The following is an 11,424-nucleotide window of genomic DNA, read 5'->3' on the forward strand; positions in this document are numbered from 1 at the left end:
AATGGGGAGCGTCGAGCAACGAGTACCTGACGACTCGCCGCGGCGGGCCCGACGTCGGTTCAGTCGCGCCACTTGATGCTACAGCCGCGGGAGGGGACGACCTCGACGTCGACGGCCTCGTCTGCGAGCACGGCCTCGACGGCCTCGCGCATGACGTACTCGTCTGCCTCCTCGTCGGGGCTCATCGCGTCGTCGATGCGCCCGTGGTACCGGAGACGGAAGGTGCCGTCGTCGTTCGCGAAGAGGAACGGGTCGGGCGTACACGTCGCGCCGTACGTCTCGGCGACCTCCTGTGACTCGTCGCGGAGGTACGCGGTGTACTGGACGCGGCCGTCGTCGACGTACTCGCGCATCTTCTCGAAGGAGTCGTCGGGGTACTCCTCGGCGTCGTTCGGATTGATACCGACGACCGCGAGGTCGTCGTACGCCTCGGCGAGGTGGTTCAGTTCGTCGAACTTCGCCTGCGCGTAGGGGCAGTGGTTACACGTGAAGACGACGAGCAGCGCGTCGTACTCGGCGAACGAGCCGAGCGAGTACGTCTCGCCGTCGGTACCGACGAGGCTGAAGTCGGGCGCTTCGTCACCGAGGTCGAGGTTCCCTTCGGACTCTGTTAAGACCATACCACTGGTTAGGAGTCGTGGAAAAAAGTCGTTGTGTGTCCACGGTCGGCCCGGACGGGGTCGCCTCGCTCAGGGCGGGGTGATGACGGCGCGTCCGTCGATCTCGCCGTGTTCGAGCCGTTCGGCGACGGTGTTCACGTCACCCAGGTCGTACCGCTCGGTGTGGAGGTCGACGGCCCCGCGGTCGACGAGCGCGACGAGTTCCTGCAGTTCCGCGTAGCGGCCGACGAGCGTGCCCCTGAACGCGAACTCGCCGTTGACGAGCGCCTGTGCGGGTTCGTGGATGTGACCGCCGTAGCCGATGATGTGGTGGTCACCGCCGGCGGCCGTGATGTCGGGCGCGAGCGCCGTCGTCTCGTCGCGGCCGACGAAGTCGAGCACCTGCTGTGCGCCGACGCCGCCGGAGAAGTCCGTGACGGCGTCGGTCACGTCCTCGGTCTGGGGGTCGACGGTCTCGTCGGCTCCCAGGTCCGACGCGAGGGCGCGCGCGGACTCTTTGAGGTCGACGGCGACGATGTCGGCGGCGGACATCGCCCGGAGGCACTGCAGGCCGATGTGGCCGAGGCCGCCGACGCCGATGACGACCGCCGTGTCGCCGGGGTTGAGTTCGCGGACGGCCTTCTTCGCGGCGTGGTAGGCGGTGATGCCCGCGTCGGCGTGCGGGGCGATGTCCGTCGGGTCGACCCCCGCCGGAAGCGGAATCACGGCGCGTTCGGAGGTGAGGAGATACTCGGCGAACCCGCCGTCGTGGGTGAGCCCGTTGAACTTCGAGTCCTCGCAGTACATGTCCTCCCCCAGGCGGCAGGAGCGGCAGGTCCCGCAGGTCTGTACCGGATGACAGATGACGGGGTCGCCGACTTCGACGGTGGTCACCTCGTCGCCGACCTCGCTCACGATTCCGGCGTTCTCGTGGCCGAGTGTCATCGGGAGGTCCTGCGGGGCGTACTCCGTCCACATCCCCTCGATGATGTGATTGTCCGTCTGGCACCATCCCGCTCCCTCGACCTCCACGATGACGCCGTCGGAACTGTCGATGGTCGGGCGGTCAATCTCGTCGACCGACAGCGCCTGGCTCATGTCGTGGGTGTACTCGTGTAGACGCGCAGCTTGCATAGCGATTAATCATGATGGAGCTCGGACAAAAAGCCCTCGTCTAGCGGAGATGTGTGTCCGCCACTGTACTGTCCCGCCCGGTGGGGCGCTCGCGCGGACGAGTGCTCCCGACAGTATTCACGGGAGAAATGATGAATAATTATGTTAATTATTTATCGGTGGTGTCCTCAGGCAGAATCGCATGTACACCTACGAAGGCGAAGACGTGTTCGTTATCGACGGACACACGCACATGTGGGACGCGACGGAGGAGAACATCAAACACGAGGGTGGCGAGCAGTTCATCCAGTGTTTCTACGACTATCACACCGGGTTCACACCCGAAGACCGCCAGCGCGACATCGACGACTACCGGAAGTTCACGCCACAGGAGATGAAAGAGGACCTCTTCACGAACCACGTGGACATGGCGGTGTACCAGCCGACCCACCTCCACGAGTTCTACACGGAGGGGTTCAACACCGTCGACGACCTCGGCCAGACGCTGTATCAGGACCACCCGGACCGGTTCGTGCTCAACGGACGCTGGGACCCGCGCGACGGTGAGGCCGGGCTGAAAGAACTCGAGCGACAGAAAGACGAGTACGACGTCAAGGGCGCGAAGGTCTACACGGCGGAGTGGAAGGGCGACTCGAAGGGGTGGCGCCTCGACAGCGAAGAGTCGTACGAGTTCCTCGAGAAGTGCGTCGAACTCGGCATCGAGAACATCCACCCGCACAAGGGGCCGACCATCCGCCCGCTGAACAAGGACGCCTTCGACGTGGGTGACGTCGACGACGCCGCGACGAACTTCCCCGAACTGAACTTCATCGTCGAGCACGTCGGGCTCCCCCGACTCGACGACTTCTGCTGGATCGCCACGCAGGAGCCGAACGTCTACGGCGGTATCGCCGTCGCCGCCCCGATGGCGCTCGGCCGCCCGAAGAAGTTCGAGGAGATCATGGCCGAACTGCTGTTCTGGCTCGGCGAGGACCGCATCACGTTCGGCTCGGACTACGGCATCTGGGACCCCGACTGGCTCATCGAGGCCATCATGGACCTGGAGTTCTCCGAGGAGACGGTCGAGGAGTTCGGCGTTGAGTTCGACCTCGAGACGAAGAAGAAAGTCATGGGCGAGAACATCGCGGAGCTGTACGACATCGACATCGAAGAGCGGAAGGAGCAGTTCCGAGACGACGCCATCAGCCAGGAGTTCGGCCTCGGTGACACCTACAGCGCGCCGGCCTCGGCGGACGACTGATGTCCGCGACACCCGCCGACGTCCGCGCGCGACTCGACCGTGTGACGGACCCCGAGCTGGACGAGTCCATCGTCGACCTCGACTACGTCGACCGCATCGACATCGACGAGACGTCGGTGACCGTCCACTTCACACTCCCGACGGCGTGGTGTTCGCCCGCCTTCGCCTGGATGATGGCGACGGACGCCCGTGACGAACTCGAGTCGCTCCCGGACGTCGAGACGGCCGCGGTGTACCTCCGCGACCACATGCACGAGACGGAGATAAACGAGGGGGTCAACGAGCGCCAGTCGTTCGAGGAGTCGTTCCCGGACGCCGACGGCGAGGTGGCCTCGGTACGTGCCACGCTCGACGACAAGGCCCGTCTCTCCCGGCAGTACGCGGCCGTCGAGGCGCTGCTCGACGCCGGGGTCTCTCCGGAGCAGCTCTGTGAGCTGACGCCCGCCGACGTCGACATCGAATCCGCTCCCCGCCGTGAGGGCGCTCGCGCCTCGGTCTACCTCGCCGACGGTGCGTTCGCGGTCACCGTCGACGCGCGGCCGCTCGACCGCTACCTCTGTAAGGCGCGCGCCGTCGACGCGGTCACCGGCGACGACGACCGGCTGTTCCGGACCCCCGAGGGCGACCCCATCGACCCGGACGCGTTCGAACTCGTCCACCAACGCGGTCGCCTCGCGCAGACGAACATGACGGGACAGGGCGGCGTCTGTGACGCGCTCAACGAGAGCCGACGCCGGAAGCTGAACCGCGACAGCCCGACGGTCGTCGACGCCGACTGAGTCGGCCTCACGACGCTCTACTTTTACTAAGTATATTATACTACTCTCTTCGTCTAATCATCTACTCTCTGGTGATGACGAGCGTCGAAGCGCTAGAATCAGTAGATTATGCTAGCTGTATTCTATCATCGAGTATATTTTACAATCTTTAGTCTGAAACTGTACTGTCGATTAATTGTTTTATCTAATTAGTTCTATCTAAACTGCGCGGCGGTCGGACCGACACGGAACGAGAGGCCGTCGCCGTCCGTGGGCCCGGTCAGCTCACGTAGATTACACCGATATGTGTGTAATCTCTCGGTGTCGAGCGTCGGGCTCAGAGGTACGTGATGTTCAGTTCGATGACGTTCGCGGCGCTCCGAAGCTGGTCGGGGAGCTCCGACTGGAAGCGGTCGCCGCGCAGCCTGCTCGTCGGGCCGGCGACGCTGATGGCACCGAGGACGTCGCCGTCGTCGGTCCGAAGCGGCACGGCGACGCTCCGCAGGCCGTTGATGCGTTCCTCGTCGTCGAAGGCGACCCCTTCCTCTCGAATCTTCCCGAGTTCCTCGGCCAGCGCGTCCGCGTCGGTGATGGTGTGGTCGGTCAGCGCCGGGAGCCCCCGCCAGTCGATGACCTCCTGGACGTGGTCGTCCGACGAGAACGCGAGCATGGCCTTCCCGAGGGCAGCACCGTGGAGGTGGATACGTTTGCCGACGTGCGTGTCGACGTGGACCGCCTGGTCACCCTTCGCCCGGTGTAAGAACACTCCGTAGCCGTGTTCCTCGACGACCAGCCCCGCGAGTTCGCCCGTCCCCTCCGCCAGCGCCGTCACCTCGTCGCGCGCGATCCGGTAGACGAGGTAGCGCTCACGAGTCATCGACCCGAGTTCGAGAAACCGACAGGCGAGGCGGTACTGGTCGTCCGTCTTGACTACGTAGCCCCGGCGGTTGAGCGTGTCGAGGTGGTTGTACACGGTGCTCTTCGGCTCGTCGAGTTGCCGGGCGAGTTGGGTCACGCCCGCGGTTCCGATGTCGTTGAGCGTCTCGACGATACGGAGCGTCGTGTCGACGGCACCGATGAGCCCGTCGGCGTCGTGGTCTCGTTCCATGAGTACTGGTACCACGTATGTCCTGATACAAAAAACATCTGTTCTGTCTGATTGAACACGACGTCAGCCGCCACCGGTCGTGACTTGTACACGTCCCACATACGTTCTACCCTGCTGAACACCTGTCTCACGAGAGAAGCCGCGACCCACTCGCTCGATATGTGGGCACGAACACACCTCAGGAGCGCCTATCAGGTGAGAAATTGTCTCACGTCGAATCGAAATAAACCGCTCCACAGCGCGGGACTGCTCGAGACGTGCGTTCCACACTGATGAACAGCGGCGAACCATTTCTGGACGCGTGTCGACGTCGACGGCGCACACGTGGAACAACACTTATCACCCTCCTGCGGGAGGTGCACGTGTATGCTCGACGGATACGAGATGTACGATCTCACGCAGCCGTGGTCGCAGGACACGCCCGCGTGGCCGACGTACGACAACCCGAAGATCTGGTACGAGAAGTCCCTCGACACCGAGAAGGTCAACGGCCAGAAGATCGAGTTCATGAACCACACGGGAACGCACCTCGACGGCGAGAAGCACTTCATCGCCCACGGCCGGGACATCGAGCAGATGCCGCTCGACGAACTGGTGAGCGACGCCGTCGTCGCCGACATCTCGGACAAGGTGGGCGAGTACGACGTCTACACCTCCGAGATGATCGAAGACGTCTGTGACGTCCGCGAGGGCGACATCCTGTTCGTCCACACGGGCTTCCAGAAGTACGCCTGGCACAGAGAGGAGGCCGACCCGCACGCCTTCTTCTGTAAGCATCCCGGGCCGAACATGGAGTTCGCCGAGTGGTGTCGCGAGATGGACATCAACTACCTCATCCTCGACTGCGGGAGCGCCGACCACCCGATGAACACGGTCGTCCGTGACGTCCGCCCCGAACTGGCCGCGGAGGCGCGCGACCACCTCGGCGTCGACGACCTCGACGAGATATTCCCGCCCGAGGGGTACCAGCTCATGCACACGGAGCTGTTCCCCCACGGCATCGTCCACGTCGAGAACGCCCAGGTGCCCGAGGAACTCCTGAACGAGCGTGTTCAGATCGGCACGTTCCCGTGGCGGTTCCGCGGTGGCGAGTCCTCGGTCTGTCGGTGTGTCGCGTTCAAAGAGGCGTAACCACACCGTCGGGCCGTCTCCGCTCTCTGGTCGGAGCAGTCGACCTGCCGTCCACCGTCCGGCCGGCGGACGACCGTCTCCTGTGGTTCGGTCCCCATGACGACTCGGCCCTCCGTCACCACGCCGGTCCGCGCGGCCCGGGGCCAGAGCGCATCGAACGGTCCGGGCTGTCGTCGACGAGCGACCCCCCGTTCTCTTCTACCAGGCCGCACGCGTCGACGCCGAAGACGGGACGCGCTCGCCTCGGTGAGCATCCGCCAGCGCGTCTCGACGTTCCCTCGACCGCTCGTCCGCGCGCGTACTGCGACAGGACGCAGGCCGCGTCGAGCGGGTCGCCGACTCGAGTCCGTCTGCGCCCGTCGGACGCCTCTCTGCCCGTTACGACTCCTCCGCACCGCCGTCCGTCGTGACGGCCGCAGGCTCACGCACCGGCGTCTCGTCGGACGGCAACACGAGGTTCAGAACGAGCGCCGTCACACCGCCGGCGATGAGTCCCGACCCGGCGAGCAAGCGGAGGTCCTCCGGGAGGCTCGACAGCACGTCGGGCCGCACCTCGACGCCCAGGCCGAGGACGATAGAGGTGGCGACGATAGTCAGGTTCCGCTGGGTGAGCTGTGCGCCTCTCGTCAGGATGCGCACCCCGACCGAGAAAATCATGCCGAAGAGGACGATGGCGGCCCCACCGAGGACGGGGTTCGGCATCGCGGCGACGACGGCGGCGACCTTCGGCACGAAGCCGAGGAGGATCAAGAAGACGCCACAGATGGCGACGACGTATCGGCTGGCGACCCCGGTGAAGCTGATGAGACCGACGTTCTGCGAGAACGAGGTGTTCGGGAACGCCCCGAAGACGCCGGCGATGCCGCTCATGACGCCGTCGGCGACCAGGCCGCCTTTCAGTTCGTCCCCCTCGGGGTCGCGACCCACGGACTCGGTCGTCCCCGAGATATCGCCGATGGTCTCGATGGCCGTGATGATGTACGCGAAGGCGACGACCAGGATGGCGCTCGGGTGAAACTCCACGCCGTAGCGGAGCGGCACGGGGAAGGAGATCCACCCCGCCGTCGCGACGCCGCTCAGGTCCAAGAGGCCGAGCGGAACCGCGGCGACGTAGCCGACGACGACGGCGATGAGCACGCTCGTCATCCGGAGGAAGCCGTCGAAGAACTGGTTGACGCCCACAGCGACCAACAGGACGAGCGCCGCGAGACCGACGTTCTCGACGTTCCCGTACGTCGCCGCACCGGGACCGCCGGCGGCGTAGTCCATGGCGACCGGGATGAGCGTGAGGCCGACGAGCATCACCACGACGCCCGTCACCAGCGGGGGGAACAGGCCCCTGAGGTCGTCGATGAAGTAGCCCAGGACAATCTCGACGGGGGCGGCGAGGATGACCGCACCGAAGATGGCGGCGAGTCCGAACTGGCTCCCCACGTCGATGAGGGGCGCGACGAAGATGGCGCTCGTCCCCATGACGATGGGGAGGCGCGCACCGACCGGGCCGATGGGGTACGCCTGCACGATGGTCGCGACCCCGGCGACGAGCAGCGCCATCTGGAGGAGGAACGTCGTGTCGGACTGTCCGAGACCGATCGCCCCCGCGATGACGATGGGGAGTGCGACCGTCGACAGGAACATCGCGAGGAGGTGCTGGACGCCCAACGGGACCGCCTCGCCCGCGGGTGGCTTGTCTTCGATATCGTACTCGACGATACTGGTACTCGACGCTCCGCCGCCGTCGATGGTGTCACCACTTGACATGGTGTCTCACTATCGAGACGACGGTGGTATAACTGTTCTGCCGACATATCCTGGTACGCGCGGGACGACCGGAGACGGCGCGTCCGCCGACGCCCCCCCGCACACCAACGCTTTTGACCCCCTGACCCGCACCTCGTCGCATGACTCAGATGAACGCCGTCGTCCTCGACGAGTGGGGCGGCGACCTCACCATCGAGCAGGTGGACAGACCCGAACCCGGACCCGGCGAGGTTCGTGTCGACGTGCGGGCCTGTGCCGTCACGCGAACCATCGAGAACGCCGTCCAGGGCGGCCTCGCCGCCGACCCCGCTCTCACCCCGCGCATCCCCGGCCACGAGTTCGCGGGCGTCGTCGAGGCGGTCGGCGACGGCGTCGACCTCGACGTTGGTGACCGCGTCCTCGCGTACTTCTACCTCACCTGCGGCGCGTGCGACCACTGCCGCCGCGGGGAGACGAACCGCTGTACGTCGTTCGGCGGCTGGTACGGCGTGAACTGCGACGGCGCCTACGCCGAGTCCGCGGTCCTCCCGGCCACGAACGCGCTCCCCCTCCCCGACGGGACTGGTTTCGCCGCCGGTGCCATCGCCGCGGACGGTCTCGCGACACCGCTTCACGTCTGTGAACGGACCGACGTCGACGACACCGACACCGTCCTCGTCGTCGGCGCGGCGGGGCGCATCGGCGTCCACCTCTCACAACTGGCGGCCGCGCGGGGGGCTCACGTCGTCGCCGCCGACATCGGGGCCGAGCGGCTCGGCCACGTCGACGACCTGACGCCGGACACGGTCGTGCCCGTCGACGCCACCGCGGACGACTTCGTCTCTCGGGTCTGCGACGCGACGCCCGGGGACGGCGGCCCCACCGTCGTCGTCGACACCGTCGGCGACACTGACACGCTCCGCGACGCCTGGGACGCGATGGCGATGGGCGGACAGGTGGTCTCGCTCACTACCCACCACGACCGGACGTTCGACGTCCCGATGACGGAGTACGTCGTGAAGGAGGCGTCGTTCGTCGGGTCGCGGTACGCGACGAAGGACCAGGTGGTCCGCGCCGCCCGACTGTTCGCCGACGGTCGCGTCGAACCGGTCGTCCGGCGGCGCGTCGGCCTCGACGAGGTGCCCGCGGTCCACCGGGAACTCCGCTCGGGGGCGACGTTCGGGACCACCGTCCTCGAGCCCTGACGGTGGCACGAACCACCCGCCGACTGCCGCGTCGGGCGCTCGCGACACTCGGGACCGGCCTGTTCGGGCTGGGTGTCGCCGTCGGCTCCTACGGCGCTGTCGTCTCGCTCCTCATCGACCGCGGGGTCGCGCCGGACGCGGCGGGGTTCGGCATGACGCTGTTCCTCCTCATGCAGGGCGTGGCGGCGCTTCCCGCCGACCGGCTCACGCGCGTTGTGTCGGTCCCGCGGGCCTGCGCCGCCGGGTTCGCGCTGACGGCACTCGGTGCACTCGTCGGTGGCTGGGCGACGCTCCCGGCCGCGCTCGCGTCGAGAGCCCTGCTCGGCGTCGGCCAGGGTGTGGCGTTCGTCGCGTCGATGAAGTACGTCGGCCGGCGCGTCCCCGACCGGACGGCGACGGCGCAGGGGCTGTTGGGCGCGTTGTTCACGCTCGGCTTCGCCGTCGGTCTCGCCTCCGCGCCGGGACTGCTCGAACGGGTGGGCCCCGTCGTCCCCGCCGTCGGCGCTGCCGCGCTCATCGGGGGCGGGGCGCTCGGCACCGTGACGCTCCCGGACGTCCGGACCGACGCACCGGTCCCGATGGGGGCGTACCTCGCGCCGCTCCGCACGCCGACCGGGCTCGCCCTCGGCCTGGGCAACATGGCCACGTTCGGCTTCCTGATGGTCGCCGGGACGTGGTATCCGGACGTGCTTCGCGGGGCCGGTGTGCCCGTGACGGCGACACTCGTCGGCTTCTCGCTGGCGACGGTCGCTGGCCGGGCCGTCGGCGGCCGGCTCTCCGAGCGGGTGGGCGACCGGCGGACCGTCCTCGTCTCGTTCGTCGGCAGCGTCGTCGTCCTCGCACTCTTGGCCCTCGCGCTCCGGATGGGGACACCGTGGCTCCTCGCCGCGACGATTGTCGGGACGGGCCTCGGCTTCGGCGTCCCGTTCGGCCCGCTGTTCGCCCTCGCCTTCTCGGAACTCGCCGACGATGCCGGCGTCACGCTGGTGGCGATGATACTGGTCGGCAACGTCGGGGCCGTCGTCTACCCGTGGCTCCTCGGACGGACGCTCCTCGATACGGACTCGTTCGCGCTCGGGTTCGTCGCGATGGCGGCCACCGTGCTCGCCGTCGCCCTGTTGTGGCTGTCGGCCATCGGGACGGACGCGCCGACGGTGACCCGACCCGTCAGCGAGTGACGGTGATGACAACGGCGAGGGTAACGACAACGCTTTTGCCCCGTCCACGAGGCTACGTCGCATGGACACGAACGGCACACGCATCCTCGACGGCGTGACGGTGGTCGACCTCTCGACGTTCGTCACCGGCGGGTTCTGCTCGCTCATGCTGGCGAACCAGGGTGCCGACGTCATCAAGGTCGAGCGTCCGGGCACTGGCGACGACATCCGACACTCCGGTCCGCCGTTCATCGACGGGGAGTCGCCGTACTACTGGACGCTCAACTACGACAAGCGCTCGGTCGAACTGGACCTCAAGAGCGAGGCGGGCGTGGCGGCCCTGTACGACCTCGTCGAGGAGGCGGACGTGTTCGTTCAGAACTTCCGGCCCGGCGTCGCCGACCGCCTGGCGGTCGACTACGACACCCTCTCCGAGTTGAACCCCGGCCTGGTCTACTGCTCCATCTCCGCGTACGGCGACAGCGGCCCGTGGAGCCAGCGTCCCGGCTACGACCTCCTCATCCAGGGGATGAGCGGTATCATGAGCGTCACGGGGGAGGCACCCCCGGAGGGGCGGCCGGTGAAAGTCGGCCTCCCACAGACCGACCTCATCACGGGGATGTGGGCCGCCTTCGGCGTCGTGAACGGGCTCTACAAGCGTGAGCTGACGGGCGAGGGCGACCGGGTCGAACTCGGGATGCTCGACGCGACGCTCCCGTGGCTGACGAAGCAGGCGGGGAAGGTGTTCGCCGGCGAGGAGCCCTCCCGGATGGGGACGAAAGACCCCGTTCTCGCCCCCTACCAGACGTACGCGACGAAGGACGGCCACCTCAACGTCGCCTGTCTGAACCAGCGGCTCTGGCGCGACTTCTGCGACGCCATCGACCGGCCCGACCTGCCCGAGGACGACCGCTTCGAGACGAACGCCGACCGTGTCGAACACATGGACGAACTGGAGGCCGAAATCGAGGCGGCCCTCGCGAAGCGCTCGACGAGCGAGTGGATGGACGTCCTCGTCGACGCGGGCGTGCCCGCCGGGCCGGTCCAGTCCGTGGAGGAAGCGCTCTCCAACGAGCAGACCGAGGCGCGCGGCGTCGTGAGCGAGGTCTCCGACGGGGAGCGGACGGTGCCGACCATCGAACACCCGCTGAACTTCACGCACGCCGAGAGCGGGTTCCGCTCGCCGCCGCCGCGACTCGGCGAGCACAGCCGCGAGGTGTTCGCGGAACTTGGTTACTCGGCCGAGCGCCTCGACGAACTCGAGGCCGCGGGCGCGTTCGGCGACCCCGACGCGTAACCGCCGAACCGAACGACCCGGGTTCCCCGTCCGCCACGCGCCTCGACGCAAGGAT

Annotated in this window: 10 protein-coding genes; 6 read left to right on the forward strand and 4 right to left on the reverse strand. The window is 67.1% G+C overall.

All coding sequences use genetic code 11. The annotated features are described in order from the left end of the window. Nucleotides 1-59 precede the first annotated feature (59 nt). A complete protein-coding gene (locus E6N53_RS02910; RefSeq protein WP_142856737.1) occupies nucleotides 60-620 on the reverse strand; it encodes a thioredoxin family protein in 561 nt (186 codons plus the stop codon). Between the two features lie 69 nt (nucleotides 621-689). Then, a complete protein-coding gene (locus E6N53_RS02915) occupies nucleotides 690-1,733 on the reverse strand; it encodes an NAD(P)-dependent alcohol dehydrogenase (RefSeq protein ID WP_136588940.1) in 1,044 nt (347 codons plus the stop codon). A 181-nt stretch (nucleotides 1,734-1,914) separates the two neighbouring features. Here E6N53_RS02915 and E6N53_RS02920 point away from each other — a divergent pair, with 181 nt between their 5' ends. Continuing rightward, nucleotides 1,915-2,973 carry an amidohydrolase family protein gene (locus tag E6N53_RS02920; protein ID WP_142856739.1) on the forward strand — a complete coding sequence of 353 codons (1,059 nt, stop codon included), beginning with the start codon at nucleotides 1,915-1,917 and terminating at the stop codon, nucleotides 2,971-2,973. Next, nucleotides 2,973-3,752 carry an iron-sulfur cluster assembly protein gene (locus E6N53_RS02925; protein ID WP_142856742.1) on the forward strand — a complete coding sequence of 260 codons (780 nt, stop codon included), beginning with the start codon at nucleotides 2,973-2,975 and terminating at the stop codon, nucleotides 3,750-3,752. Before E6N53_RS02920 ends, E6N53_RS02925 begins: the two co-directional genes overlap by 1 nt. Nucleotides 3,753-4,068: 316 nt before the next feature. On the opposite strand, the gene E6N53_RS02930 is transcribed toward E6N53_RS02925, so the two are convergent. Then, complete coding sequence (locus E6N53_RS02930; protein WP_136602378.1) at nucleotides 4,069-4,839, reverse strand: IclR family transcriptional regulator; 771 nt, start codon at nucleotides 4,837-4,839, stop codon at nucleotides 4,069-4,071. 366 nt (nucleotides 4,840-5,205) lie between these two features. Here E6N53_RS02930 and E6N53_RS02935 point away from each other — a divergent pair, with 366 nt between their 5' ends. After that, nucleotides 5,206-5,970: a cyclase family protein gene (locus tag E6N53_RS02935; protein ID WP_136602379.1), complete on the forward strand. Its 765-nt coding sequence runs from the start codon at nucleotides 5,206-5,208 to the stop codon at nucleotides 5,968-5,970. 378 nt (nucleotides 5,971-6,348) lie between these two features. Here E6N53_RS02935 and E6N53_RS02940 read toward each other — a convergent pair whose 3' ends face one another. After that, a complete protein-coding gene (locus E6N53_RS02940; RefSeq protein ID WP_142856744.1) occupies nucleotides 6,349-7,731 on the reverse strand; it encodes a uracil-xanthine permease family protein in 1,383 nt (460 codons plus the stop codon). A gap of 140 nt (nucleotides 7,732-7,871) precedes the next feature. On the opposite strand from E6N53_RS02940, the gene E6N53_RS02945 reads away from it, so the two are divergent. From E6N53_RS02945 to E6N53_RS02955, 3 genes are all read left to right on the forward strand, one after another. After that, the gene (locus E6N53_RS02945; protein WP_142856746.1) at nucleotides 7,872-8,915 is read left to right on the forward strand and encodes an alcohol dehydrogenase catalytic domain-containing protein; all 1,044 of its coding nucleotides are present in this window, start codon (nucleotides 7,872-7,874) and stop codon (nucleotides 8,913-8,915) included. A 2-nt stretch (nucleotides 8,916-8,917) separates the two neighbouring features. After that, the gene (locus E6N53_RS02950; RefSeq protein WP_236642298.1) at nucleotides 8,918-10,093 is read left to right on the forward strand and encodes an MFS transporter; all 1,176 of its coding nucleotides are present in this window, start codon (nucleotides 8,918-8,920) and stop codon (nucleotides 10,091-10,093) included. A gap of 61 nt (nucleotides 10,094-10,154) precedes the next feature. Then, nucleotides 10,155-11,369 carry a CaiB/BaiF CoA transferase family protein gene (locus tag E6N53_RS02955; RefSeq protein WP_142856750.1) on the forward strand — a complete coding sequence of 405 codons (1,215 nt, stop codon included), beginning with the start codon at nucleotides 10,155-10,157 and terminating at the stop codon, nucleotides 11,367-11,369. Nucleotides 11,370-11,424 lie beyond the last annotated feature (55 nt).

The organism is Salinigranum halophilum, assembly GCF_007004735.1.
GTDB lineage: Archaea > Halobacteriota > Halobacteria > Halobacteriales > Haloferacaceae > Salinigranum > Salinigranum halophilum.

Bases quoted from the DNA above. Each gene is read 5' to 3' on its own strand.
- E6N53_RS02935 (WP_136602379.1), top strand. From the start codon at position 5,206: ATGCTCGACGGATACGAGATGTACGATCTCACGCAGCCGTGGTCGCAG.
- E6N53_RS02945 (WP_142856746.1), top strand. From the start codon at position 7,872: ATGACTCAGATGAACGCCGTCGTCCTCGACGAGTGGGGCGGCGACCTC.
- E6N53_RS02910 (WP_142856737.1), bottom strand. From the start codon at position 620: ATGGTCTTAACAGAGTCCGAAGGGAACCTCGACCTCGGTGACGAAGCG.
- E6N53_RS02955 (WP_142856750.1), top strand. From the start codon at position 10,155: ATGGACACGAACGGCACACGCATCCTCGACGGCGTGACGGTGGTCGAC.
- E6N53_RS02920 (WP_142856739.1), top strand. From the start codon at position 1,915: ATGTACACCTACGAAGGCGAAGACGTGTTCGTTATCGACGGACACACG.
- E6N53_RS02925 (WP_142856742.1), top strand. From the start codon at position 2,973: ATGTCCGCGACACCCGCCGACGTCCGCGCGCGACTCGACCGTGTGACG.
- E6N53_RS02940 (WP_142856744.1), bottom strand. From the start codon at position 7,731: ATGTCAAGTGGTGACACCATCGACGGCGGCGGAGCGTCGAGTACCAGT.
- E6N53_RS02930 (WP_136602378.1), bottom strand. From the start codon at position 4,839: ATGGAACGAGACCACGACGCCGACGGGCTCATCGGTGCCGTCGACACG.
- E6N53_RS02915 (WP_136588940.1), bottom strand. From the start codon at position 1,733: ATGCAAGCTGCGCGTCTACACGAGTACACCCACGACATGAGCCAGGCG.